The sequence below is a fragment of the Streptomyces sp. NPDC031265 genome, assembly GCF_055570295.1.
In genome coordinates, this window is record NZ_JBVIHM010000006.1 from 163,901 (window position 1) to 188,862 (window position 24,962).

22 protein-coding genes and 2 pseudogenes are annotated in these 24,962 nt (G+C 72.7%); 10 read left to right on the plus strand and 14 right to left on the minus strand.

Going from position 1 to position 24,962, the window contains the following annotated elements; translation table 11 throughout:
- The first annotated feature begins 63 nt into the window (after positions 1 to 63).
- The 3 genes from ACZ499_RS12495 to ACZ499_RS12505 all read left to right on the plus strand — a co-directional run bounded on the left by ACZ499_RS12495 (position 64) and on the right by ACZ499_RS12505 (position 5,024).
- Positions 64 to 2,985, plus strand: a complete 2,922-nt coding sequence (locus tag ACZ499_RS12495) for an ATP-binding protein (protein ID WP_468674558.1) — start codon at positions 64 to 66, stop codon at positions 2,983 to 2,985.
- A gap of 57 nt (positions 2,986 to 3,042) precedes the next feature.
- Entirely contained in the window at positions 3,043 to 3,543 is a 501-nt protein-coding gene (locus ACZ499_RS12500; protein WP_371650314.1) for a hypothetical protein, read from the plus strand.
- Between the two features lie 149 nt (positions 3,544 to 3,692).
- Complete coding sequence (locus tag ACZ499_RS12505) at positions 3,693 to 5,024, plus strand: N-acetylmuramoyl-L-alanine amidase (protein WP_468674324.1); 1,332 nt, start codon at positions 3,693 to 3,695, stop codon at positions 5,022 to 5,024.
- 123 nt (positions 5,025 to 5,147) lie between these two features.
- Here ACZ499_RS12505 and ACZ499_RS12510 read toward each other — a convergent pair whose 3' ends face one another.
- Positions 5,148 to 6,287: an aminoglycoside phosphotransferase family protein gene (locus ACZ499_RS12510; RefSeq protein WP_468674326.1), complete on the minus strand. Its 1,140-nt coding sequence runs from the start codon at positions 6,285 to 6,287 to the stop codon at positions 5,148 to 5,150.
- A 233-nt stretch (positions 6,288 to 6,520) separates the two neighbouring features.
- Here ACZ499_RS12510 and ACZ499_RS12515 point away from each other — a divergent pair, with 233 nt between their 5' ends.
- Positions 6,521 to 8,014 (plus strand): DNA-binding protein NsdB, encoded by a 1,494-nt coding sequence (locus ACZ499_RS12515; RefSeq protein WP_468674328.1) that lies wholly within the window; start codon positions 6,521 to 6,523, stop codon positions 8,012 to 8,014.
- Between the two features lie 86 nt (positions 8,015 to 8,100).
- On the opposite strand, the gene ACZ499_RS12520 is transcribed toward ACZ499_RS12515, so the two are convergent.
- Together ACZ499_RS12520 and ACZ499_RS12525 are read right to left on the minus strand one after the other, a co-directional pair.
- Positions 8,101 to 9,537, minus strand: a complete 1,437-nt coding sequence (locus tag ACZ499_RS12520; RefSeq protein ID WP_468674330.1) for a PP2C family protein-serine/threonine phosphatase — start codon at positions 9,535 to 9,537, stop codon at positions 8,101 to 8,103.
- A gap of 146 nt (positions 9,538 to 9,683) precedes the next feature.
- Positions 9,684 to 10,895, minus strand: coding sequence for an MFS transporter (locus tag ACZ499_RS12525; RefSeq protein WP_468674331.1), 1,212 nt, complete (start codon positions 10,893 to 10,895; stop codon positions 9,684 to 9,686).
- A 185-nt stretch (positions 10,896 to 11,080) separates the two neighbouring features.
- On the opposite strand from ACZ499_RS12525, the gene ACZ499_RS12530 reads away from it, so the two are divergent.
- Positions 11,081 to 11,959 (plus strand): ATP-grasp domain-containing protein, encoded by an 879-nt coding sequence (locus tag ACZ499_RS12530; protein WP_468674333.1) that lies wholly within the window; start codon positions 11,081 to 11,083, stop codon positions 11,957 to 11,959.
- Positions 11,956 to 12,792: an ATP-grasp domain-containing protein gene (locus tag ACZ499_RS12535; protein WP_468674335.1), complete on the plus strand. Its 837-nt coding sequence runs from the start codon at positions 11,956 to 11,958 to the stop codon at positions 12,790 to 12,792. Before ACZ499_RS12530 ends, ACZ499_RS12535 begins: the two co-directional genes overlap by 4 nt.
- On the opposite strand, the pseudogene ACZ499_RS12540 reads toward ACZ499_RS12535, so the two are convergent.
- The 3 genes and pseudogenes from ACZ499_RS12540 to ACZ499_RS12550 all read right to left on the minus strand — a co-directional run.
- Positions 12,743 to 13,057: pseudogene (locus ACZ499_RS12540) on the minus strand (histidine phosphatase family protein); the annotation flags it as partial. The gene ACZ499_RS12535 and the pseudogene ACZ499_RS12540 sit on opposite strands and share 50 nt — an antisense overlap.
- Positions 13,058 to 13,095: 38 nt before the next feature.
- Positions 13,096 to 13,215, minus strand: a pseudogene (locus ACZ499_RS12545) (alpha/beta hydrolase); the annotation flags it as partial.
- 96 nt (positions 13,216 to 13,311) lie between these two features.
- A complete protein-coding gene (locus tag ACZ499_RS12550; RefSeq protein WP_468674338.1) occupies positions 13,312 to 13,638 on the minus strand; it encodes a hypothetical protein in 327 nt (108 codons plus the stop codon).
- Positions 13,639 to 13,841: 203 nt separating this feature from the next.
- Between ACZ499_RS12550 and ACZ499_RS12555 the strand changes: the two genes are divergently transcribed.
- Together ACZ499_RS12555 and ACZ499_RS12560 are read left to right on the plus strand one after the other, a co-directional pair.
- Complete coding sequence (locus tag ACZ499_RS12555; protein WP_468674341.1) at positions 13,842 to 15,029, plus strand: cytochrome P450; 1,188 nt, start codon at positions 13,842 to 13,844, stop codon at positions 15,027 to 15,029.
- A 12-nt stretch (positions 15,030 to 15,041) separates the two neighbouring features.
- A complete protein-coding gene (locus ACZ499_RS12560) occupies positions 15,042 to 15,233 on the plus strand; it encodes a ferredoxin (RefSeq protein WP_468404560.1) in 192 nt (63 codons plus the stop codon).
- Between the two features lie 56 nt (positions 15,234 to 15,289).
- Here ACZ499_RS12560 and ACZ499_RS12565 read toward each other — a convergent pair whose 3' ends face one another.
- Entirely contained in the window at positions 15,290 to 15,742 is a 453-nt protein-coding gene (locus ACZ499_RS12565) for a nitroreductase family deazaflavin-dependent oxidoreductase (protein ID WP_468674344.1), read from the minus strand.
- A 121-nt stretch (positions 15,743 to 15,863) separates the two neighbouring features.
- Positions 15,864 to 16,355, minus strand: coding sequence for a DUF2269 family protein (locus ACZ499_RS12570; protein WP_468404556.1), 492 nt, complete (start codon positions 16,353 to 16,355; stop codon positions 15,864 to 15,866).
- Positions 16,356 to 16,599: 244 nt separating this feature from the next.
- On the opposite strand from ACZ499_RS12570, the gene ACZ499_RS12575 reads away from it, so the two are divergent.
- Positions 16,600 to 17,331 (plus strand): SDR family NAD(P)-dependent oxidoreductase, encoded by a 732-nt coding sequence (locus ACZ499_RS12575; RefSeq protein WP_468674346.1) that lies wholly within the window; start codon positions 16,600 to 16,602, stop codon positions 17,329 to 17,331.
- Between the two features lie 451 nt (positions 17,332 to 17,782).
- Here the strand turns inward: ACZ499_RS12575 and ACZ499_RS12580 are convergent, their stop codons facing one another.
- A complete protein-coding gene (locus tag ACZ499_RS12580; RefSeq protein ID WP_468674347.1) occupies positions 17,783 to 18,280 on the minus strand; it encodes a MarR family winged helix-turn-helix transcriptional regulator in 498 nt (165 codons plus the stop codon).
- Positions 18,281 to 18,380: 100 nt separating this feature from the next.
- On the opposite strand from ACZ499_RS12580, the gene ACZ499_RS12585 reads away from it, so the two are divergent.
- Complete coding sequence (locus ACZ499_RS12585) at positions 18,381 to 19,019, plus strand: NAD(P)-dependent oxidoreductase (RefSeq protein WP_468674349.1); 639 nt, start codon at positions 18,381 to 18,383, stop codon at positions 19,017 to 19,019.
- A gap of 10 nt (positions 19,020 to 19,029) precedes the next feature.
- On the opposite strand, the gene melA is transcribed toward ACZ499_RS12585, so the two are convergent.
- From melA to ACZ499_RS12610, 5 genes are all read right to left on the minus strand, one after another.
- A complete protein-coding gene (gene melA / locus ACZ499_RS12590) occupies positions 19,030 to 20,388 on the minus strand; it encodes an alpha-galactosidase (RefSeq protein WP_468674353.1) in 1,359 nt (452 codons plus the stop codon).
- Positions 20,385 to 21,404 carry a carbohydrate kinase family protein gene (locus ACZ499_RS12595; protein WP_468674355.1) on the minus strand — a complete coding sequence of 340 codons (1,020 nt, stop codon included), beginning with the start codon at positions 21,402 to 21,404 and terminating at the stop codon, positions 20,385 to 20,387. The genes melA and ACZ499_RS12595 overlap by 4 nt, the downstream gene beginning before the upstream one ends.
- 95 nt (positions 21,405 to 21,499) lie before the next feature.
- Positions 21,500 to 22,387, minus strand: a complete 888-nt coding sequence (locus ACZ499_RS12600) for a carbohydrate ABC transporter permease (RefSeq protein ID WP_468674357.1) — start codon at positions 22,385 to 22,387, stop codon at positions 21,500 to 21,502.
- Positions 22,384 to 23,388, minus strand: a complete 1,005-nt coding sequence (locus ACZ499_RS12605) for a carbohydrate ABC transporter permease (protein ID WP_468674359.1) — start codon at positions 23,386 to 23,388, stop codon at positions 22,384 to 22,386. Before ACZ499_RS12605 ends, ACZ499_RS12600 begins: the two co-directional genes overlap by 4 nt.
- An 11-nt stretch (positions 23,389 to 23,399) precedes the next feature.
- Positions 23,400 to 24,752 carry an ABC transporter substrate-binding protein gene (locus tag ACZ499_RS12610; RefSeq protein ID WP_468674361.1) on the minus strand — a complete coding sequence of 451 codons (1,353 nt, stop codon included), beginning with the start codon at positions 24,750 to 24,752 and terminating at the stop codon, positions 23,400 to 23,402.
- Positions 24,753 to 24,962: the final 210 nt, after the last annotated feature.

The window sequence follows — 24,962 nt, forward strand, 5'->3', positions numbered from 1 at the left end:
CACGGTGCGTGTCCGAAAGCGTAGGCTCGGCCCTACTGCCAAAAGGGGACGGTCGTGGCGGACATGAAAGGCCGGCGGACCAGTGGTGCGCGCAGGCGGCTGTTCGAACGGGAGAATGAACTCCTGCTTCTCGAAGGCATGTTGGACGACCTGTGCGGCACGGGAGCAGAGGGGGTCACGGGCGCGTCGAGCGGCGGGCTGCTCGCGGTCTCGGGAGCGTCCGGGCTCGGCAAGACGAGTCTGCTCGCCGAGGTCCGCAGGGAGGCCGCCGCCCGGGGCTGCACCCTGCTGACGGCCCGCGGCGGCGAGCAGGAGAACCGCGTGGCCTTCCACGTGGTGCGCCAGCTGGTGCAGCCCGTGCTGGCCGCGGCCGGCGAGAGCGAACACCGGCGGATACTCGGGACCTGGTACGACATCGTGGCTCCCGCGGTCGGCCTGGTCTCCGTCCCGGGCGGCGCGCCCGACCCGCAGGGCGTGCGCGACGGCCTCGACTGGCTGGTGACCCGGTTCGCCGTCGAGCACACGCCCGTCGTGCTCATCGTCGACGACGCGCACTGGGCGGACGAGGAGTCCCTCACCTGGCTGAGCTCGTTCGCGCTGCGCGCCGCCGAGCTGCCGATCCTGATCGTGGCCGCCTACCGGCCCGAGGAACTACCCGTGCAGGCGAGCGAGTTCCGCAGGCTCGCCGAGCGGCACGGCTCGCGGCCGGTGACCCTGGCGCCGCTCTCCCCGCACGCCGTGGGCAGGCTCGTCCACGACGTGCTGCAGAACGGCGCCGACGACCTGTTCTCGCGCGAGTGCTGGGCGCTGACGGGAGGCAACCCGTTCGAGGCGGTCGAGCTGATCGCCAAGATCCGTGAGCGGAACATCAAACCGCAGTACACCAACGCCGCCGAGCTGCGCGAACTCGCGTCCTCGGCACGCGGCAGCGGACTCGTCGAGCGCCTGGAGCGGCTCGGCCCCTCGCCGGTCAGGCTGGCGTGGGCCGTCGCCATCCTGGGCACCGCGGTCGACCCGCACATGGCGGGCAGCGTGGGCAACCTCGGCGCCGAGGAGTCGGTCGACGCGATCCAGCGGCTGCGCGAGGCCCGCATCCTGGCCGGCCGCACGGGCGACCCCGACCGGCTGGACTTCTTCCACCCGCTGGTCGGTACGGCGGTCTACCGCGCCATTCCGCCCGCCATGCGGGTGGCGATGCACGGCCAGGCCGCGGTCTGCGTCACCGAGGCGGGCCTCGGCCCCACGGTCGCTGCCCGCCACCTCCTGGAGATGCATCCCGAGAACGACCGCTGGGCGGTGCAGCAGCTCAGGGCCGCCGCGCGCGAGTGCATGCGGGCCGGTGCTCCCGAGGCCGCCCGGCGCTGTCTGGCCCGGGCCCTGCGCGAGCCGCCCGCCCTTGAGGAGCGGGCAGAGGTGCTGTTCGAGCTCGGCTGCTCGGCGCTCCTGAACGAACCGGCCACCACGGTCAACCACCTCCAGGCCGCCCTGGAGGAGCCGGAGCTCGACCCCACCCTGCGCGAGGCGATCACCTACCGGCTCGCCCAGGCGCTGGCCCACATCGACCGGATGGGCGAGGCGGCCGAGCTGGTCGCCGTCGAGGGCAGGAGCTCCACCAACCCCCGCACCCGGCTGCGCATGCAGGCCGAGGCCTTCAAGTGGAACGCGTTCCGGGCCGACGAGGAGGACTCGGCCGCCCGCTCGCGCAGGCTGGCGCGCCTCTCCGGCCACCTCACCACCCGGGGCATGGCCGAGCGCTACATCCTCGGGCTGCGCGCCTGGGACGCCATGGTCCGCGGCGAGCCCGCCGCCGTAGCGCTCGCCCACGCGGAGGAGGCACTGGGCGACGGGCTCTCCTGGACCGACGAGGAATGGGGCTTCGAGGTCCCCGTCATGGTCGCGCTCACCTTCATGTACTGCGACCGGCCGGGCCGCGCGGACGAGCTGTTCAGCAGGGGCATCGCGGAGTGCGAGAACCGCGGCTGGCGCGGCGCCCACCTCTCGTTCGGCCTCACCCTGCTCGGGTACATCCGGTTCTGCCGCGGCCGCCTCGCCGAGGCCGAGGACCTGGTCCACGGCGGGCTGCGGATCGCCGACCGGGTCGGCCAGCGCATCCCGGCCCAGTGGTTCGCCCTCGGCATCCTGATCGAGATCCTGCTGGCCCGGGGCCGGGTGGACGAGGCGCAGGACCTGTCCGACCGGTACAACTACGGCCAGGTCGTCCCCAACGCCGTCGTCTACCCCGACTCCGAGACGGTCTACAGCGAGCTGCTGCTCGCCCGGGGTCTGCGCAGCGACGCCGAGCAGCGGCTGCGCGCGGTCGGCCGGCGCCTGGACCGCAGGGGCATGCGCAACCCGGCATGGTGCTCCTGGCGGCCGCTGCTCGCCGAGGCGCTGGCCCAGGGGGACCCGGCGGAGGCCCAGAAGGTGGCCGACGAGGCAGTCGAGCTGGCCCGCCGGTTCGGCACCGCGGGCGCCATCGGCCGGGCCATGCACTCCGCCGCCAAGGTGGCCACCGGCGCGAAGCGCCTCAAGCTCCTCGCGGAGGCGGTGCAGCACCTGGAGCGCTCGCCGTCCGCGTACGAGCTGGCGTGCGCGCTGGTCGACCACGGCACGGCGCTCAGCCGGGCCGGGCTGCCCCAGGACGCCTCGGAACTGCTCGTCCGGGGCATGGAGAACGCGGTGGTCTGTGGCGCCGACGCACTGGCGGCCCGGGCGCGCGACGAGCTGGCCGCGTCGGGGCTGCGCCCGCTGCGGCTGCGTGCGGTGGGCACGGACTCGCTCACCGCTCAGGAGAAGACGGCGGCCGACCGGGCGGCGCGGGGCTGGGAGAACACCCGTATCGCCGAGGAGCTGGGCATCCGGGAGCGGGCCGTCGAGCTGCTGCTCTCGGGCGTCTTCCGAAAGATCGGCACCGACCGGGCCGGGCTGCCCGAGTTCCTGCGGCACACCGAGAGCCGCCCGGCGCCGGGCACGCCGCTCCGCTGAACCGCCGGACGCGGGCCGGGGCCCGTCGAGGTGCCCCGGCCACGTACCATGGGCGACATGTCGTTCCTCCGCCGCCGCAGCTCCGCCACTCCCGCGGGCCCGGACTTCGATGTCCTGGCCATGGACCCGGGCGACTGGCCCGGAAACCTCGGTGCCGGGCTGCTGCCCGCGCCCGACGGAAGCTGCCAGGGCGTCTTCCTGCGCTACGACCTGTTCGGCGGCCGCGGCCCCGCGATGGTCATCGGCAATCTGCCCGAGGGCTCCCCGGCCAGGGAGCTCGACGAGGGCCAGGTGCCGTTCGAGGTCTCCCAGCTCCTACTGGCGCTGGAGAACGACGAGCCCGTCGAGGTCGTCGGCGCCGAGGACATCCCCGTGATGCAGGGCGACAACCTGCTGATCGTGCGGCGCCTCAAGCTCTCCGAGAGCCGCGTCTCCTGTGTGCAGTTCGACCGCAGCGACAAGGTGCTGGTCACCATCGCCAGCTGGGACCGGCCGATCACCGACGACCTGTACGCGCTCCTGAAGCCGCTGCCCGCGGAGCTCTTCCAGCAGGGCTGACGGCGTCACCGGCAGGTCAGCGGCCTGCCACTGGTCTGATCCACTGATACAACTCACCTTTCTGGCGGCGCTCTTGACGCGCCCTCACCTGGGGTCACACAGTGTGCGCGCACCGCACCCGAGGTGAACTCCCGGCAGGAAGGGTTGTCATGACATCCCATCAGAGGACCAGGCTCGCACTCGCGCTGACCGCCACCGGGGCCTTCGGCCTCACCCTGCTCGCCCCCGCGTCCCCGGCCGGCGCTCAGGACCGCGCCACCGAGTGCCCGCGCGTGCTGAAGTGCGACTGGATCCCGGCGGCCTACCAGCAGAACGGCGATCCGGCCAACAAACAGGCGTACGGGAACTACGACATCGCCGACCGGCCGTCCACCAACCGGATCAAGTACATCGTCCTGCACGACACGGAAGAGGACTACGACGGTACGATCCGGATCTTCCAGGACCCCAAGAGAGCCGTCTCCGCCCACTACGTCGTGCGCTCCTCGGACGGCCATGTGGCGCAGATGGTGAAGACCAAGAACGTGGCCTGGCAGGCCGGGAACTGGTACATCAACACGCACTCCATCGGCATCGAGCAGGAGGGCGTCGCCGTCGAGGGCGCCAAGTGGTACACGCCCGAGATGTACCGCTCCACGGCCGCGCTGGTGCGCCACCTCGCCGCCAAGTACGACATCCCCCTGGACCGCCAGCACATCATCGGCCACGAGAACGTGCCCCCGACGACGGCAGGGGGCACCCAGAAGATGCACTGGGACCCGGGTCCGTACTGGGACTGGAACCGGTTCATGGCCGTGCTCGGCGCACCCACCCGTCCCACCGCGCGGCCGGGCAGCCAACTGGTCACCATCAGCCCCAAGTTCGACTCCAACCAGCAGGTGTTCCGGGACTGCGAGAAGAACACCGACCTGCCCGTCCAGGGCAGCAGCGCCGTCCCGCTGCACACCGAACCCTCGGCCACGGCCCCGCTGTTCGCGGACCCCGGCCTGCACGCGCCCGGTGAGCCCGGCACCAACTGCGCCAACGACTGGGGCAGCAAGATCAGCGCCACCCAGCAGGCCGTGGTGGCCGAGCGCAGGCCGGGCTGGACGGCGATCTGGTGGTACGGCCAGAAGGCCTGGCTCCAGACGCCCGAGCACACCCGCACGACCACACCGACCGCCGGCTACGTCGTACGGCCGAGGGCGGGCCTGACGGAAGTGCCGGTGTACGGCGTCGCCTACCCCGAGAAGGCCGACTACCCGGCCGACTTCACCGCCGTGCGCGTCGGCACCCCGCTCGCGTACACCATCAAGGCGGGCCAGTCCTACCCCGGCGGCGGCGAGGCCCCCACCGGCTACTTCTACGCGCCGACGATCGACTCGTCCCTCCCGTACGACCACACGTACTTCCCCGGGGCGGCGAAGTACGTCACCGTGCAGATCGGCCACCGCATCGCCGTGGTGAGGGCCGCCGACGTCGACGTCGTACGGGTGCGCTGAGCGCGGCGCGCACACAGCGGCGCGCCGCGCGTCCGGTGTGTCGGCACCGGGCGCGCGGCGCGCACCTTTCCCCGGGGCCCCTCCGGCGGAGCAGGTAGCCGGAACGGGCCCTTCACACGGCGGTCAGCGGGTCCCGACCGCCGCACGCACGGCCCGACGCGCCAGCGCGCAGTCGTCGTGCAGCCTGCGCAGCAGCAGCCGCTGCTGCTCCCCGGCCGAAGGCACACCCGGCTGCTGCGACGAGGCCGCGCCCGAGGGCGCAGACTCGCGCATGGTGCGCTGCACGGCCGTCTCGTACGTCCGGATCTCCCGCGTCAGTACGAGCATCAGGTTCACCAGGAAGGCGTCCCGCGCGGCCGGCCCGGCCGCCTGGGCCGCCTGGCTGATCTGCCGCCGGGCCACCGGAGCGTCCCCGAGCACCGCCCACAGCGTCGCCAGGTCGTACCCTGGCAGGTACCAGCCGGCGTGCTCCCAGTCGACGAGCACCGGGCCCGCGGGCGACAGCAGGATGTTCGTCAGCAGCGCCTCGCCGTGCGAGAACTGCCACGTGACCGGGCGGCCCGAGTGGGCCAGACCGTGCAGCAGCTTCTGGAGGTCGCTCAGATCCCGGTCGGTGAAGAGCCCGAGCTCGTGGTAGCGGGTGATCCGCGGCGCGTACTCCAGCGGCCGGGTGAACATCTCGGCCGGCGGCCGCCAGGCGTTGACCCGGCTGATCGCCCCGAGGGCCGCCCGGACATCGGCCCGGGGCGGGGCCTCGACCGGGTGCCGGGACAGGGCCGCCGCACGTCCGGGCATCCGCTCGATCACCAGGGTGCAGTTGTCGGGGTCCGCGGCGATCAGCCGCGGCACCCGCACCGGTGGGCGGTGCCGGACGAACGCGCGGTAGACCGCTATTTCGTGCCTGAACCGCTCGGCCCAGACGGGCGAGTGGTCCAGGAGGCACTTGGCGACGGCCGTGGCGCGCCCGGTGGATCCGACGAGCAGCACGGACCGGCCGCTGCGCCGCAGCACCTGCACCGGATTGAACTCAGGACAGATGCGGTGCACCGAAGCGATGGCCATCCGCAGCTGCGCGCCCTGCGGGCCGGACAAGTCGATCCTCCCGCTGGGCGGTTGGACGCCCGACCCGGGCCGGCGCGCGGTCCGGCCGACGCCGAGCGCCGCCGGAGCGGCGTGCGAGGGGTCGAGGTACGGTCCGCCGCCCGCCACCAGGTGACGGTGCGGCCGGGGCGGGGCTGACACGGAGGACGATGCTGTGTACATGGGCGAGACAGATCCCTTCGTGCGCCGACGAGTTGCTGGCCAGCCCGGCCCGGTGGCCCTGATCCCACCCTGGGGAATGGGGTCCGCCTGCCGGGACGGGGTGGCGCCTTCTTACCTGACACCCGACTGCGGGTGGCACACCATCTGGCGCACCCTGGCGAACCGTGGCGAATAGTCCCACCGCTTCTGACAGGGGGTTACTGTCAACTCAGCCGAGAACCTGGGGGCTTGAAGTGAACGGACAACCCAACACCCGCCTGAACGACCTCTTCGGCCTCGCCGGCTGGTCCAAGGGCGAACTCGCGAGGCTGGTGAACCGGCAGGCGGCGGCAATGGGCCACCCCCAACTGGCCACCGACACCTCACGGGTGCGGCGTTGGATCGACATGGGGGAGTCCCCGCGCGATCCGGTGCCGAGAGTGCTGGCGGCTCTGTTCACCGAGCGGCTCGGCCGTGTCGTGACCATCGAGGACCTCGGTTTCGACCGGCAAGGGCGCGCCGGGAAGCGGCGGGACGTCGGACCCAAGCAGAATCCCGACGGCCTGCCGTGGGCGCCTGAACGGACGGCGGCGGTCCTCACCGAATTCACGGGAATGGACCTCATGCTCAACCGACGCGGTTTGGTGGGCGCGGGCGCCGCGCTCGCCGCAGGCTCCGCACTCAGCAGCGCCATGCACGACTGGCTGCACACCGACCCCGTACTCTCGGCCGACGCCCCCCACCTCGACGATCCCCTGTACGCGGACCCCGCCGGGTACGACCGCTATGAGGCCGCCCCCATCGGGTCGCAGGAGATCGGGGCGCTGGAGCGCTCGGTCGAGGTCTTCCGTGCCTGGGACGCGTCCCGGGGCGGCGGACTTCAGCGCAAGGCCGTGGTGGGTCAGCTCAACGAGGTGGGCGGCATGCTCGCCTACCGTCACCCCGACCATCTCCAGCGGCGCCTGTGGGGCGTCGCCGCCAACCTGGCCGTCCTGGCCGGCTGGATGTCCCACGACATCGGCCTCGAACCGACCGCCCAGAAGTACTTCGTCATCGCCGCGCACGCGGCCCGCGAGGGCGGCGACCGCCCGCGCGCCGGCGAAGCACTCTCCCGCGCCGCCCGGCAGATGGTCCATCTGGGCCGTCCCGACGAAGCGCTCGACCTCATGAAGCTCGCCAAGTCAGGTTCCGGCGAGGAGACCCTGCCGCGCACGCGGGCCATGCTGCACACCATCGAGGCCTGGGCGCAGGCGTCGATGGGGCAGGGCCAGGCGATGCGGCGCACCCTCGGCGAGGCCGAGGAGCTCTTCGTCTCGGACCGGGGCGACGTGCCCGCGCCGAGCTGGATGCAGATGTTCGACGAGGCGGATCTCCACGGCATGCAGGCCCTGGCGTTCCGTACGTTCGCCGAGCACGACGCGAGCGCGGCGGGCATCGCGGCCCGCCATGCGAAACAGGCGCTCGAACTACGGGTCAACGGGCGCCAGCGCTCGAAGATCTTCGACTACATCTCGCTCGCCTCGGCCTGCTTCATCGCCGACGACCCAGAACAGGCGGACCGCTACGCCCGGCTGGCCCTGGTGTCGATGGGGGAGACCTCCTCCCACCGCACCTGGGACCGGCTGCGCGAGATGTACCGGCTGACCGGGCAGTACTCCGGCTACCAGAAGATCCAGGACCTGCGCGAGGAGATCCAGCTGGCCCTGCCGAAGGCACCGACGCGCCGGGGCAGGAGCATGGACCTGTAGCGGGCCCGGTCAACCGGGCCCGCTCACAACCGAATTCCGCTCAACCGATCCGTACCGCTGTCAACCGATCCCTGCCGCCGGGGGGTTCACGACCCGATGCGTGCCACCAGCACGCACGCGTCGTCCTCGCGGTCCGTCTCGCCGAACTCCTCGACCACCGTACGCACCCCGTCCTGGGCCGTACGGACCGTTTCGAGGCGGGCGGCGAGCTCCAGCAGCCTGCGGCACCCCGGCTCATTGGAGGTGCCCCGGCGGGTCAGCCCGTCGGTGTGCAGGACCAGCAGATCGCCGGGGATCAGCTGTACCTCGGCCTGTCCGTACCCGGCTCCTGACGTCGCTCCGAGCAGCACCCCGTCCGGCGGCGTCAGGGCGCACCCCGTCCCGCCGCGGAACAGCAGCGGGGCGGGGTGTCCTGCTTGTGCCCAGGAGAGGATGCGGGTGGCCGGGTCGTACTGGCAGCAGACCGCGCTGCCGAGCGCGGGCTGGACCGAGTGGTCGAGCAGCTGGTTGAGGTGGCCCATCAGGTCGCCGGGGCGGATGCCGGCGACGGCCATGCCGCGCAGCGCGCCGAGCAGCATGGCCATGGCACCGGTGGCGGTGACGCCGTGGCCGGTGAGGTCTCCGACGGTCAGTAAAGACCTGCCGTCGGGCAGTTCGAGCGCGTCGTACCAGTCGCCGCCGATGAGCGCGCTGGTGGCCGACGGCAGATAGTGCGCCGCCACGTCGAGCGCCGCCGGGCTGCCCTGGGGCAGCTGCAGCGAGCCGCGCCACGGCGGTAGCACGGCCTCTTGCAGCTCGACCGCGAGCCGGTGTTCGGTCTGGGCGATGTGCTGCTCGCGCCGCAGCGAGTCGCGCGACTCCCGTACGGCACGCTGGCTGCGGCGCAGCTCGCTGACGTCGCGCAGCACAGCCCACATCGACGCGGTGCAGCCGTCGGCGTCGAGCACGGGCTCACCCATCATGTGCAGCGTCCGCACGCGCCCGTCGGTCCGGACGATCCGGAACTCGCCGTCGATCGGCTTCCCGTCGACCAGACAGCCCGTCACCATGGCGGTGAGCAGCGCCTGGTCGTCGGCGAACACCATCGAAGGCAGTTCGTCGAGCGACATGGCTCCGCTCTCGGGCGCCCGTCCGAATATCTGGAAGAGCTCCTCGGACCAGTCCACCGCGTCCGTGAGCAGGTTCCACTCGGCGCTGCCGACCCGGCTGAGCAGGGATCCGGGCAGCGGGTCGAGCGCGAGCTCGGGCTGCGGCTCCGCTTCGTCGGTCGCCTCGGGGGCGGGCTCGGGGTGGAGTCCCTCCTTCAGCTGGTCCAAGTGCGTGCCGAGGTCGTCGAGGTGATGGACCGCCAGGTCGCACAGGGCGCGCTGCCAGCGGCCCTGCGGGTCGTCGTCCACGAGCGCGTCCCGCCGTACGGCGTCCACTCCGCCGCGCAGCCGACGGGTCTGTGTGATCAGCGCGTCGACCGTTTCCCGCTCCGGCGGTTGCGGGCTGGGACGGTCCGCGAACAGATGGGACGGCATGACGTACTCCGATACAGGCGCAGCACTGCAAGTCGGAAGGATGGACCGGTAACGACTGTTGCACAGGGAGCGAGGCCCCGTAAGGGATTTGGCAACACTCGATACGGTGGTGCTTCTGGCATATGCCTGCGGCCGACCGGAGGCATTCAGTGCATCCGCCGCCGAACAGGGAAACCATGGGTGCGTGCGGTCCAAACCACCAGTACAGCACCGATTACGAGCGGCAGGGCCGTCCAGGGCAGCGCCCCCGCGCCCGCGTTGTCCAGAACCACGCCTCCGGTGAGCGATCCGGCGGCGATCCCGACGTTGTAGACGGTCGCCTGGAGCGAGGTGGCCACATCGGCGTGCTCCGGTCCCGAGACGTCGACCAGAGCGGTCTGGATCAGCGTCGGGGCGCCGCCGAAGGCCGCGCCCCACAGCGCGACCGCGACCACCAGGACGGCGGGCACCCGACCCAGGGCGCCAAGTGCCGCCATCACCAGGGCGATCAGGGCCAGGGCCCCCAGCAGGGCGGCCCGCAGCCTGCGGTCGGCCAGCGCGCCCGCGAGCCAGATGCCTCCGACGGTCGCGGCCCCGAAGACGAAGAGGACCAGGCCCGCGCGCCCGAACCCGGCGTGCTCGGCGAACGGCATCAGGAACGTGTACACCGCCTGGTGGCCGAGGAGCAGCAGCAGGGTGACGGACAGGACGGTCCGGATGCCCGGCAGGACCGCGATGCGCCGCAGCGGGGTCCGCCCGGCGCTCGGCTCGCCGGGGAAGTCCGGCACGTACCGCAGCGCACACAGGATGAGGAGTGCGGCCAGGACGGCAAGGCCGGCGAAGCCCGCGCGCCAGCCCACGGTGTCCGCCAGCGCGGTGCCCAGCGGCACACCGAGCGAGAGCGCGGCCGTGATGCCCGCGAGGACGATCGCGATGGCGCGGCCCCGGCGTTCGGCGGGGACCATCCGGGCGCCGTACCCCGCGAGCATCGCCCACAGGGTGCCGCCCACCGCCCCGGCGAGCAGCCGGGCCGCACATGTCAGGAGGTAGGAGGAGGAGAGCGCGGTGACGGCGTCGGCGAGCGCGAGGCCGGTGAGCGCGCCGGTCAGGACCGTGCGCCGGGGCAGCCCGCGCAGCAGCGCGGTGAGCGGTATCGCGGAGAGGAAGGAGGCGGCCGCGTACAGGGTCACCAGGAATCCCACCCGGCTCTCCGACACCCCCAGGCCGCCGCCCATGCCCGGGAGCAGGCCCGCGGGCAGCAGCTCGGTCAGCGCGGCGGTGAACGCCGTGGCGGCGAGCGTGAGCAGGCCGCCCAGCGGCAGTGCGGCGGGTCCGGTGGCGGTCGGCGCGGCGGTGCGCGCCACAGGTGCGGTCGACATACGCCCATGATCGAACCCTCACATTAGTGTGAAGGGCAAGTCCCTTTTCCCCGGGGACCGGGCTGACCTGCGTCGGAACCGGTCCCGGGGCGGGGAGCGAGGTTCCCGGCTGTTCATGACATCCTGTGTCGTCACAGCTCGCCGGACAGATCGGCGGACGTCCGGGGGGTTACAGGGGAAGGTCGATGAGGCTCTGCTTTCTGGTGGAGGAGCACTACCGCCACGACGGCATGCCGGTGGAGGTGATCCGCCAACTCGTCGACTGGGGTCATCGAGTGGACGTGCTGCGCCCCGGCGGCTCCCTGCTGCGGATGTCCGAGGCGGTCAGCGCGGGCAGCCATGACGCCTGGGTGCTCAAGACGGTGTCCGGCGGCCCGGGCCTCACGCTCCTGGAGGCCGCCGCCGCGGTCGGCCTGACCACCGTCAACGACGCCCGGTCGATACGGGGCGTACGGGACAAGGCGCTCGCGGCGGCCATCGGCCGCAGCCGGGGCCTGCCGATGCCGACGACGTATGCGGCGGCCGTCCCCGAGCTGCTCGCGGAGATACCCGAGTCCGAGTTCCCGCTGGTGGTCAAGCCCGCAGACGGCAGCGCCGGGCGCGGGGTGTGCCTGGTTCCCTCGCCGGACCGGCTTGCCGCCATGACGGGGCAACTGGCGGGCCAGGGGATGCTGGTGGCTCAGCCGTATGTGCCCAATTCGGGCGTGGACCTCAAGGTGTACTGCGTGGGCGGCGAGCTGTACGCCACCGAGCGCTGCTCCCCGCTCCACCCCGACCACGCGGTGCGCGAGCGGCAGGTGGCGCTGCCCGCAGAGGTGGCCGCGACCGTCGCGCAGGTCGGCGCGGTCTACGGCCTGGACCTGTACGGCGTCGATGTGCTGCTCGGCCCCGACGGGCCGGTGGTGGTCGACGTGAACGACTTCCCGAGCTTCCGTCAGGTCCCCCAGGCGGCGGCGCGGGTGGCGCGCGCGGTGCTCGAACTGGCCCGCACGGGCCGGGGGAGCGGTCCGGACGCCTTCCCCGCCGCCCGCATCCCGGAGCAGCAGCCGGGGGCGGCGGTATGAGGATCGGGCTGATCACGCCGGAGCCCGGCCATCCGCTCCTCGCCGCTGCCACCGCCCTGCTCGTCCGCGAGCACACGGTGGAGCCGGTGGACCCGGCTTCGGCGCCCCCGGACCGCATCGCCGACGTCTACCTGCTCAAGTCCCGTACGCCCCGCGCCCTCGCGCTCGCCCGGGAGCTGGAGCTGCGGGGCGCCGCCGTGCTGAACTCCGCGTCCGCGACGGCCCTCTGCCAGGACCGCACGGCGATGGCGGAGCTGGCCGACCGGGCCGGGCTGCCGTTCGCGGCCACCCGCGCCTTCGCCGCGCTCGCCCAGCTGCCGGACGACCCGGACCTCACGTATCCACTGGTGGTGAAGAGCCGCCACAGCCGCCGCCACGACCTGGTCGCCCGCGCCGACGACGCCGCCGGGCTGCGGGCGCTGGCCGGGGTGTGGGCGCAGGAGCCGGTGGTGGTGCAGGAGTTCACCGCCAACAGCGGCTGGGACCACAAACTGTGGGTGATCGGCGACCGGGTCTTCGCCGCCCTGCGCCGCTCCGAGCTCGCGCCCGGGGGCCGTGGCCCCACCCGCTCGCTCTGCCTCGACGTGCTGCCGCCCGGCTGGGCCGAGCTGGCGCTCCGGGTGGGGGAGGTCTTCGCCCTGGACGTGTACGGGGTGGACCTCATCGACGCGGGCGGTGGGAGCCCGCTCGTGGTGGACGTCAACGCCTTTCCCGGGATACGGGGTCAGCGGGGCGCCCCCGAGGCGCTCGCGGAGCTCGCCCTGGCGGCAGGCGGCGGCCGCCTCATCCCACGGGCGCGGGCACGTCCTGCGAAAGCGTGTTCCACGCCGTGAGCACGGGCCGGCCGTGCTCGGTCCCCAGCCGCGACACGGCCCCGGTGCCGAGCAGGAACAGCGACCCGGCCGAGGCGGGCAGCCCCGGATAGCGGGCCGTCAGGACGCGCAGGAAGTGCGAGTGGGCGACGAGGACGACGTCGCCCTCGGAATCCTCCGGCGAGGCGAGCGCGGCCCGTGCCTCCGCGAGCACCCGGTCGGCCCGTTCGCCGACCTGCTCGGCGCTCTCGCCCGGGTGCGCGGCGGGCGCGTCACCAGGCGCGAGGTGGGGAGGGCGCGGTGGGCGCGCAGGGCGCCCTCGTAGCGGGTGGCAGGGTCGCGTACGGAGTTGAGCATCAGGACGGGCGGCAGGCCCTTGCCGGTGACCTCGACGTGCGGCGGCTTCGAGCGCGGCCAGGACGCGCAGATCGACGCGAACGTCAACTCCAGGGCGCCGGCGAGCGGGTAGGCGCGAGCCGCCTCGGCGCTCTCGCGGACCCAGTGGCCGCTGTCCCGGTTCCACGGAGTGTCGCCGCAGGGTCACGGTGGAGAAGTGGGCGAAGAAGTCCGCGCCCATGGCGTGCTGGAGGCGCCGGGCGAGGGCCTTGCGGTCGGCGGGCGCGGCCGTGTCGGGGTGTTCCAGGACGCCGAGGGGAGACGAATACCCGCTCCCGCCGACCGGTCGGCGAGGAAGGCGAAGGCGCGCAGATCGGAGCCGATGACGTGGTGCTGCTCCAGCGCCGGCGCGGCCAGCGAGGGCACCGTGGTCGAGCCGTCCGCGATCCACGGCACCAGCCGGTTGGCGTCCTTCGCGGGAGCCGGCTCCGCCGTGACCCTCTCCACCAGTTCCCGGGCCGTGCCTGCCATGCGGGACCCCTCCTCCGCCTGAGCTCGTGGTGCTGGGAGCCCCGGGCTCTCATGCGCACACGGGGCGAGACGGCCCAATGCGGCAGAAATCAGCCGGATTGTGCGGCACGGGTGATTCGGCCGAACTCTGCGTAGACTACTTAGCTGCCTTGGGCATGTAGTGGAGATCGGCAAGACGGACTCTTCGCTTGCGAGGTTCACCCATGACCGGATCTGTCTCCTTCCCCCAGGACCGCACCTGCCCCTATCGGCCGCCCACCGCGTACGAGCCGCTGCGGGAAGCGAGCCCGCTGTCGCGCGTGACGCTCTTCGACGGCCGCACCGCGTGGTTCGTGACCGGCCACGCCGAGGCACGGGCGCTGCTCGTCGACCCGAGGCTCTCCTCCGACCGGCTCCACCCGGCCTTCCCGGCGACCACCGAGCGGTTCGCGGCGCTGAACGAACGCCGCACCGAACTCCTCGGCGTGGACGACCCCGAACACAACACCCAGCGTCGCAAGGTCATCCCCGGCTTCACCCTGAAACGCACCGCCGCCCTGCGGCCGATGATCCGGCGGACCGTCGACGGCCTGCTGGACGCCATGGTCGAGAAGGGACCGCCGGTCGACCTGGTCTCCGCGTTCGCGCTGCCGGTGCCGTCCATGGTGATCTGCGCGCTGCTCGGCATCCCCTACGACGACCACGACTTCTTCGAGGAGCAGTCCCGGCGGCTGCTGCGCGGTCCGGCCCCGTCCGACACCCAGGACGCCCGCGACCGACTCGACGGGTATCTCGGCAAGTTGATCGGCCGAAAGGTCCGCGAGCCGGGTGACGGGCTGCTCGACGAGCTCATCGAGGACCAGCTGCACACCGGCGGCATGGACCGGGCCCAGCTGGTCAGGATGGCGGTGCTGCTGCTCGTCGCCGGGCACGAGACCACCGCGAACATGCTGTCGCTGGGGACCTTCACGCTCCTGGAACACCCCGAGCGGCTCGCGGAGCTGCGGGCGGACGCGTCGCTGATGCCGGTGGCGGTCGAGGAACTGATGCGGTTCCTCTCCATCGCCGACGGCATTCTGCGGGTGGCGACCGAGGACATCGAGGTGGCCGGGACCGTGATCCGCGCCGAGGAGGGCGTGGTGCTCTCCACCTCCCTGATCAACCGGGACGGCTCGGTCTATCCGGACGCCGACGCGCTCGACTGGCACCGGTCGGCCCGCCACCACGTGGGCTTCGGGTTCGGCATCCACCAGTGCCTGGGGCAGAACCTGGCGCGGGCCGAGATGGAGATCGCCCTGGGCGGCCTCTTCGCGCGGCTGCCGGGGCTGCGGCTTGCGGCGCCCGCCGACCGGATTCCGTTCAAACCGGGCGACACCCTCCAGGGAATGCTGGAACTCCCCGTCACTTGGTAGTGGAGTGGGCTCATGAAGATCAGCATCAATGGTGACGTCTGTATCGGCTCGGGGCAGTGCGCCCTGACGGCGCCGGGTGTGTTCACCCAGGACGACGACGGCTTCAGCGAGTTGCTGCCGGGGCGCGCGGACGGCGGGGGAGACCCCATGGTCCGCGAGGCGGCCCGCGCCTGCCCTGTACAGGCCATCTCGCTCGCGGACTGAGACCGCGCCGGTGGTACGGCACCGGTTCGTGTGCCGTACCACCGGTGGCCGCGCCGTCAGCGGTCCGTGCGCCGCAGCCGTACGACGGGGATGTCCCGCTCGGTCTTGTTCTGGTACTCCGCGTACGGCGGGAACACCTCCACCAAGTGCGGCCACACCCGGGTCTTCTCCTCCGGGGAGAGGGTCTCGGCGCGGGCCGGGAACCGCTCGGTGCCGACCCGGACGCTGACGTCCGGCTCGTCCACGAGGTTGAGGTACCAGAGCGGGTGGTCGTCGGATCCGCCCTTGGAGGCCACGATCAGATGGTCGTCGCCGTCGCGCCCGTAGATCAGCACGGTGCGCCGTACGGTGCCGGTGCGACGGCCGACGTAGTCCAGGAGCAGACAGGGCGCGCCGTGCAGGGTCGTTCCTTGGGTGCCGCCCGACTCCTCGTACAGCTGGGCCTGTTTGGCCACCCAGCCGGTCGGGCTGATCTCCACCGCGCCGCCTTCTCCGGGTTTCGGAGCCACTGCGTCCTCCCTTGCCGAGGGTGATTCGCCTTCCAGCCTGCCCCACTCGGCGGGGGCGAGTCGTCGGGGCGCACCCGGGCGGCCGGAAACGTTTCCGCGCGGAAGCCCGGCCGCCCGGCCGTCAGCCTCCGGTGGTGGAGCCGGGCCGCAGGATCATGAGGACGGTCACCGCCGCCCACAGGAGGTTGAACACCCCGGTGAACATGGCCAGTCGGACGGTCCGGCGTACGTCGACGGCGGTTACCGGCCCGGTCGGCGCGCCCGTGGAGGCCGCGTCGAGCTCGGTGAGTATCGCGTCCTGGCGGGGCAGGACGAGCGCGATCAGCGCGCCCGCCGCGAGCGTCGTCAGCACGATGGAGACGATCAGCCAGGTGTCGCCGAGGATGTGCATGTTGTTCGCCGTGGCGAACCCGAAGACGGGCACCGCGACACCCACGGCGGCGTAGACCCGGCAGATCCGGTACAGCAGCCGCACCGACGCCAGCGCCTGCGCGTCGTCGGGCGCGGCCAGTGCCCGCCGGGCGGTGGGCGGGAACATGCTGGCGGCCACGGCGACCGGTCCGACGGCGAGGATCGCGGCCAGGATGTGCACGGTGAGGAGGAACTTCGTCACGAGCTGGGCACTTTCGTACGGGTGCGAGGCTCCCGGACGGGGGCCCCGGCCGACGTTATGGCGTGCGCGTGTGCCGGAGAAGTGGCGGGAGTGCCAGCATCCAACGGATTCCCGCCAACTCGCTCGGGCGGGTGCGCCGCCGTCCGTACACAGGGCTCCCGGGGCGTTGTCAGTGCCGGAACCTACGATGGTGGAAGATCACTTCCATTCGGAGTGGTCGCCCGCTCGGCGCCGGAGGTTCGTTGTGGAGCAGAAGTCCGTCACCGTCGTCACCGGCGGCAGCCGCGGTATCGGCGCCGCGGTCTGCGCCCGTCTGGCCGCCGACGGCCACGACGTGGTCGTGGGCTACCGCTCGGACGCCGCGGCCGCCGAAGCCGTCGCCGAGGAGGTGCGCGCGGCGGGTCGCAAGAGCCTGGCGGTGGCGGTCGACACGGCGGACGAGGCCTCCGTGGACCGGCTCTTCGACGCCGCTGCCACGCTCGGCCCGGTCACCGGGCTCGTCAACAACGCGGGGGTCAGCGGCCCCAACGGCCGTCTCGCCGACGCCGACGCGGAGGGGATGCGCCGGGCCATCGACGTCAATGTGCTGGGCTATCTGCTCTGCGCCCGCCGGGCCGTGCGCGACATGGCGGCGCGGGGCGGCGGGGCCATAGTCAACATCTCCTCGGCCGCGGCCACCCTGGGCAGCCCCGGGCAGTACGTGCACTACGCCGCCACCAAGGCGGCCGTCGACGCCATGACGGTCGGGCTTTCCAAGGAGGTCGCGGCCGACGGCATCCGGGTCAACTGTGTGGCGCCGGGCATCATCTGGACCGGCTTCCACGAGGACCCCGAGCGCCCCGCGAAGCTCGCCGACGCCATCCCGATGGGCCGGGCCGGGCGGCCGGACGAGATCGCCGGAGCGGTCGCGTGGCTGCTCTCCGACGACGCCTCGTACGCGACGGGGACCGTCATGCGGGTGGCGGGCGGGATGTAGCCGGGAGCTGCCCCGGCGTCAGGTCAGCGGACCCGGCGAGGGCATCGGTTCCGGTACGGGGTCGGGCCCCGGCGGGTTGGGTACGGGATCCGGCTCCGGCACGGGCAGGGGCCCCGGCAGCGGTCCCGGCCCCGGCGCGGGCGGGCCGGGCGTCGGCCCCGGAGTGGGCGTCGGCGGCGCGGGATCGGGCGGGCCGGGGGTCGGACCGGGGCCCGGGGTGGGCCCCGGCGTCGGCGGGTTGGGATCGGGGTACGGGGGCTGGGTCATCGGGACCTCCTGGCTGCTCCGGCCCTGCTCCGGGCCGATGGGCGGGGCGTCGGCTCCGCGCCCGGGACCTGGCCCGTGCGGGCCGACGCCGTCTCCACTGTCTCCTCCAGCGCGTGCCCACGCCCGTCGGCCGTACTCCATCCGTCGTCTAGCACGGCCCCTTCCGGGCGGTCCGGGGGCCGGGTCAGTCGACGCCGTCCCCGAGGGATTCGAGGAGTTCGCGCAGGGTCCCCGCGAGTGCGTCCCGCCGGTCCGCGCCGAGGGCGGCGAGCAGCCGTTCCTCCGTGGCGAGGTGGTCGGGCAGCGCCCGGTCGATGAGCGCGCGGCCCTCGGCGGTGAGGGCGACCTCGACGACCCGGCCGTCGGTCGCACTCGGGGAGCGGGTCACCAGGCCGCGCGCCTCCAGCCGGTCGAGGCGCTGCGAGACGGCGCCCGAGGTCACCATCGCGGAGCGCATCAGCTCGGCGGGGGTGAGCAGATGGGGCGGCGGGCTGCGGCGCAGGGTCGCGAGCACGTCGAAGGAGGCGGGGTCGAGGCCGTGCTCGGCGAAGGTGCGGCGCAGCTCGGTCTCGATGAGCCGGGAGAGGCGTTTCAGCCGCCCGATCACCGCCATCGGCGATACATCGAGGTCGGGGCGGCGCTCGCCCCACTGCGCGAGCAGGAGGTCCACATGGTCGGTCACGGACCCACACTAGCCAATCTCTTAGTGGTGAGGTACTTTTCCCTTAGCGCTAAGAGAAACCTTCCAGCGCGACCGGACGAACCAGAAGGAGCGGACACTCATGCGTATCACCGTCTTCGGAGCCGCGGGGAACGTCGGCAGCCGTGTCGTGGCCGAGGCCGTCGCCCGGGGGCACGAGGTCACCGCCGTCGTGCGTGACCGGGCCCGCTTCCCCGACCTCCACCCGGCCGCCGTCGCCCGTACCGGCGACGCGCAGAACGTCGACGACATAGCCGAGCTGAGCGCCGGACAGGATCTGGTCATCAGCGCCACCCGGCCCGCCCCGGGCAGCGAGGGCGACCTCGTCACGGTGACCAAGGCGCTCCTGGCCGGGCTCGCCGGAACCGGAGTGCGGGTACTGGTCGTCGGCGGCGCCGCCACCCTGACGCTGCCCGGCGCCGGCGGCGCCACCGTCGTCGACGACCCCGACTTCCCGGCCGACTGGCGGCCCATCGCGCAGGCGTGCACCGAGCAGCTCGCCGTCTGGCGCGCCGAGACCGAGGTCGACTGGGCCTACCTCAGCCCGGCCGCCCTCCTGGAGCCGGGCGAGCGCACCGGCACCTACCGGCTCGGCGCCGACGAGCTCCTGGTGGACGACCGGGGCGAGTCCGCGATCTCCATGGAGGACCTCGCGGTGGCACTCCTCGACGAGGCCGAGGAGCCCCGCCACCACCGGACGAGGTTCACCGTGGCGTACTGAGGCGCCGCCCTCAGTGCCCGAGCAGCACCCTCAACTCGGGCTGGAGCAGCTCCCCGTGGGCCTGGACGAGATCGTCGCACAGGTCCCAGATCCGCTCCACCGGCAGCGTGGCGGCGGTCGCCGCGTCGGTCATCGCGGCGTGCCGCACATGTCGGGGCTCGCCCTCGGTGGCGGCCCGGACCACCAGATCGGTGACGCTCGCGTACGTACGGTTCAGTGCCGCGCACTGCGGCGGGAGCGCGCCGACGTGGGTCGGCTGCACGCCCGACGCGTCCACCAGACACGGGACTTCGACCACCGCATCGGTCGGCAGATTGCTGATCAGACCGTCGTTGGGGACGTTGCCGTAGATCGTGCGGACCGTGCCCGTCACCATGCTGTGGACGATCTGCGGGGCGTACTCCATGGTGCCCTCGACCGGCAGCGGCCGCCCCGCCGCCAGGGCGCTGCGGGTGCGCTCGTAGCTGACCGTGTTGTCCTCGATGATGTCGAGGTACGCGCCGATCGGCAGCCGCAGCCGCTCCACCTCGCTGTCGTGGTGCAGGTACCACGGCACGTATTCGGAGGAGTGCTCGCTGGTCTCGGTGGGGTAGTGGCCGAGCCTGCGGTACATGTCCACGCGGACGCGGCGCAGCAGTTCGCGGTCCTTCTCGATGGCGGCGTCCAGGAGCGGGTGCAGATCCCGGCCGTCGCGCTCGAAGCGCAGCACCCACGCCTGGTGGTTCATCCCGGCGGCCAGGTACGACACCTCGGAGAAGTCCACGCCGACCAGCTCGGCCAGGTCGTGCATCGTCCAGTACACCGAGTGGCACAGGCCCACCGCCTTCAGCCGGGGGGCGATCCGGTGCAGATAGAGGAGGTTCATCGCCATCGGGTTGGTGTAGTTCAACAGCCACGCGTCCGGGCAGAGTTCGGCCATGTCCTCGGCGATCGACCGCAGCACCGGGAAGGTGCGCAGGGCCCGGAAGATGCCGCCGACGCCGAGCGTGTCCCCGATGGTCTGGCGCAGCCCGTAGCGGGCGGGGACGGCGAAGTCGGTGCGGGTCGCCGCGTTCATGCCGACCTGGACGGTGTTGATGACGAAGTGCGCGCCGTCGAGCGCGCCGCGCCGGTCGGGGTGCGCGGTGATGACGGGCGCGACCTTCAGCGCCCCCGCGATGTGCCGGGCCGCCGCCTCGCTGGTCGCCAGCCGCTCGGGGTCGATGTCGTGCAGCGCGATCCGCAGCCGGGTGAACTCGGGGAAGGCGAACAGGTCGGCCAGCAGCCCCTGGGTGAACACCACGCTGCCCGCGCCCATGAAGGCGATCTTCACTTCGGCCGGTTCGGCCATCTCGGTGACTCCAGTCGTCTCGGTCGTCGTCTCGGTCATGCGGAAACTCCGGTAACTCTCGTGACTCCGGTGACTCCCGTGCTCGGAACGCGGGCGACGGCCTCGTCCCAGGTGGGCTGGGCCGCGGTGCCGCCGCGGCCGCGGGTGGACAGCGAGCCGCAGGCCGCTGCGAAGGCCAGCGCGTCCGCGAGGCCGAGCCCGCGCAGTACGGCGGCGACGAATCCGGCGTCGAAGCTGTCCCCCGCCCCGACCGTGTCGAGCGGCTCGACGGCCAGGGCGGGAGCCGTGGTGACCCGCGTTCCGTCGTGCGCGAGCGCCCCCTCGGCGCCGTTCTTGACCACGACGAGCGGGCCGCGCCGGGCCAGTGCGGCCGCCGCCTCGGCCACGCCCTTGGCGACCCCGGTCATGGCGCGCGCCTCGGCCGCGTTGGGCAGTACCTGGTCCGTCACCTTCAGGACCGGGTCGAGCAGTTCCGGGTCCCAGCGGCCGGACGGGTCGTCGTTGGTGTCGAGCGAGGTGGTCGCGCCGAGCTCGCGCGCCCGCGCGAACATCTCGGCAAGCGCCCCGGCGAGCCGCGGCATCAGGAAGAACGAGGCCGCGTGGACGTGCCGGGTCCCGGCGAGCAGCGCCTCGGGGACGTCCCCGGGTCCGGTCGCGGTCAGACACCCCGGCGCGGTGAGGATCGCCCGGTCGGCGCCCCGGGTGAGGACCGCGGTGAGCGGGGTGGCCCGTTCGGGGTCGGTGGTCAGGGCCGAGGTGTCGACTCCGCGTGCGGCCAGGGCCGTACGGACGAAGGCGCCCGCCGGGTCGTCGCCGACGCGGCCCGCGAACGCCACGCGCAGCCCGAGCCGGGCCGCGCCGCACGCCATGATCGCGGCGGAGCCGCCGAGGACGAGGTCGGCCCGCTCGACGAGGTGTTCGCGCTGGCCGTACGCGAGGTCGCGCGGCACCGGGCCGAGGACCACGTCCGGGTTGGCGTCGCCCACGACGAGCAGGTCGAAGGGGCGCGCGGAAGGCGGGGGCGCCGGTGGTGGGGGCGCGGGTGGTGAAGGCATGGCGAAGGGCTTTCTGGTCCGGGGGAGTCGAGTGACGGGATGCAAGGGGAGCGGCGGCTCCGGGTGGCGTCGGCCGGGCGGACGCCCGGCCCGCGTCAGCCCTTCAGCCCGCTCGACGTCAACGACTGGATGAAGGTCCGCTGGGCGAACAGGAAGGCGAGCAGCACCGGCAGCACCGTGATGACGTTGCCCGCCATCACCGCCGCCCACTGGGTGTGGTGCTGCCCCTGGAAGGTGGTCAGCCCCAGCTGGAGGGTGTACTGGGTGTCGTGGTTGATGGCGATCAGCGGCCAGGACAGGTCGTTCCAGGTGGCGAGGAAGGTCAGTACCGCGACCGTGGCCAGCGCGGGCCGGGCCAGCGGCGCCACGATCGAGAAGAGCACCCGCAGCCGTGAGCAGCCGTCGATCCAGGCGGCCTCCTCCATCTCCCTGGGCAGCCCGAGGAAGAACTGCCGGAAGAGGAACACCGCGAACGGCGTGACCAGCGAGGGCACGATCAGCGCGCCCAGCGTGTCGATCAGCCCCAGCCACTTCATCACCAGGAACGTGGGGATCATCGTCAGCTGGAAGGGGATCACCATCGTCGCCAGCATCAGCGCGAGCAGCGCCCGCGAACCCCGGAACCGCATCCGGGCGAACGCGTATCCGCCGAGCGCCCCGAGCACCAGGTTCGAGCCGACGGCGACGACCGAGACGATGCACGAGTTGGCGAACCAGCGCGGGAACATCGCGTTGCCCAGCACATAGCGGTACCCGCCGAAGTCGATCCCCTTGGGCCACAGCGCCGGCGGGAACCGGTTGATCTCGGCGTTGGTCATGAACGAGCTGAGCACCAGCCACACCAGCGGCAGCGCGAAGCAGAGCGAGAGCGGCGCGAGCAGCAAGTGCCAGGCGCTGAACGGCAGTCGGCGTCGCCGAGTGGTGCGCGCCGCCGGGGCGGCCGCGGGTGCGGCGCCCTCGGTGACCACGGTGGAGGCGGTCATCGGGCCACTCCTTCCGCGCGCCGCAGTCCGGGTGCGGCACCGGTGGTGCGCTCCCGGTGGCGGCGGTAGAGGGTCACGGCTGTGCCCGCGAGGAGCAGGGCGACGGCGAGTACGTATGCGGCGGCGGCGCCGTAGCCCGCGGTGAAGGTGCGGAACGCCTGCTGCCAGACGAAGTACACGATGACCGTGGTCGACTCCAGCGGACCGCCCTTGGTCGTCACGTACACCAGGTCGAACACCTGGAGCGCGGTGATGAGCTGCCACAGCACCAGGAACGCGGTGACCGGGGCGAGCGTCGGCAGCGTGACATACCGCAGGACCTGCGCCCGGCTCGCCCCGTCCAGGCGTGCCGACTCGACGAGTTCGGCGGGTACGTCCTGGAGCGCGGCGAGGAAGACGACGACGCAGAAGCCGATCCCGCTCCACAGCGAGATCGCCAGCAGGACGTACAGCGACTGGCCGGGGTCGGTCAGGAAGCCCTGCGGCGAGACGCCCAGCTTGTGCAGGATCGAGTTGGCCGCGCCGAACTGCGGGTCGAAGATGAAGGAGAACAGCACGCCCTGCACGGCGGCCGAGACGACGAACGGTATGAAGACGAGGGTGCGGTAGACGCCGACGAACCGGATCCGCCGGTTCAGCGCGAGGGCCAGCGCGAGCCCGCCGGCCAGGCTCAGCGGCACATACAGGCCCGCGTACGTCAGGGTGTTCTCGACGGCCTTGCGGAATCCGGGGTCCTTCGACAGGGCCCGGTAGTTGTCGAAGCCGACCCAGCGGCCGGGGGTGACCAGGTCGTCGGCGCGGAACGACAGCAGCAGCGACCAGACGACCGGCACCACGCTCAGCCCCAGGATGACCAGGACCGACGGGGTGATGAACGCCCAGGCGGTGGCCTGCTCGCCGCGCGCCCGCCGACGCCGGGCGCGGCGCCGTTCGGCGGGCTCCCGGTCGCCTGGCGCCAGGGTGAGCGGGCGGGGTGCGCCCGTACGGGATCCTCGGTCCACGACGACCCTCCTCATCGGGGAATCAGCAGGGCGGCGTCCGCCTTGTCGGCGCACCGGCGCACCGCCTTGGCGGGGGAGGCGCGGCCGAGCAGCACGGATACCACGGCCTCACCGGTGGCCTGCGAGATCTGCGGATAGGCGGGGTGGATGGGCCGCACCCTGGCGGTCTCCAGGGCCTTGGTGAACACCGGGAGGCCGACGGTGTCGGCGGAGTGCCGCTGCCAGGCGCTCTCGGCCTCGGTCTGTCTGCTCAGCGGCAGACTGCCGCCCCCTACGTCCCAGCGCACGTCCTGCGCGGGAGTGATCAGCCAGCGGACGAACTCCACGGCCGCCCGGGCACGCGCCTTGCCGTTGTCGAAGACGGTCCAGGTGTCGGGCCCGGAGATGGTCAGCGGCTTTCCGCTGTAGGTGGGCATGGGCACCACGTCGTACGGCAGCTTGGACTCCACGATGTTGGGCAGCTGCCACGGTCCGGTGATCACCATGCCCATCCGGCCGGAGGTGAACACCTGGTACATCTGCTCGCTGCCGGGCTTGGGGTCGATGTAGACGCTCTTGTCGGCGACCAGTTGGGCGACGGTCTCCAGGGCCCGCCGTCCGGCGTCGGCGAAGCCGATGCTCTTGCCGTCGGGGCCGATCACATCGCCGCCGAGGTCCCACACCATCGGCCACAGCCGCCACACGGTGTCCTCGTCGCCCGCGCCGGGCCAGCCGGTGCCGAAGACGCCGTGTCCGGCGTCGGTGAGCTTCCTGGCGGTGGCCACGAACTCGGGCCAGGTCCAGCCGGGTTTGGGCAGCGGGATTCCGGCGCGCCGGAAGAGTGTGGTGTTGCAGGCGACGGCCAGCGAGTCGAGCAGCGAGGGCGCGGCCCGTACCTTGCCGTGCAGGGTGACCGCCTCCCTGACGGAGGGCCAGAAGTCGTTCCACGGCGGCGAGCCGTCGTGCAGCGCGCCGGTCAGATCGACGACTTTCGGGCTGCGGGCGATGCTCGCGAGGTCCGAGCCGAAGATGTACGCGATGTCGGGATAGGCACCGGCCGCCAGCGCGGCCGTCACCTTCTGGAGCATCGCGTCCGCGACCACGCCGCCGCCGCTCGCCTTCACCCGGATGCGGGACTGCGAGCGGTTGAAGTCGGCGGCCAGCCCTTCGACCGCCTTGGCACCGATCTCGTTCTGGCCGTGCCACATCTCGATGTTGACGCGGCCGTCGGCGCCGACGCCGTCGGAGGTGGTCGAGGCGCAGGCGTCGAGCAGGGGAAGGGTCGCGGCCCCGGCGACGACGCCTGCTCCGGTGCGCAGCACCCGGCGGCGCGGGAGACCCGGGGCGGGGTGGGGCTTGCTGGTGCGGTCCTGACCGGCGGGCATGGTCGTCCATCCCTTCGCGGATGCGCCCCGCCTCGGACGCGGGACACACGTCCTGGCGACTCGGGCCGGACTCCGGATCGGGTCGGGATCCGCTACCGGCTGGGCGCACCTCTCGAAGCGCCGGGCCGCGTGGGCCCTGCACTGGCTGGATGAAAGCGCCTCGGGGGTCACGCGTCAAGTACCCGAGAGCGGTGCCGCTCCGCGTGCCGT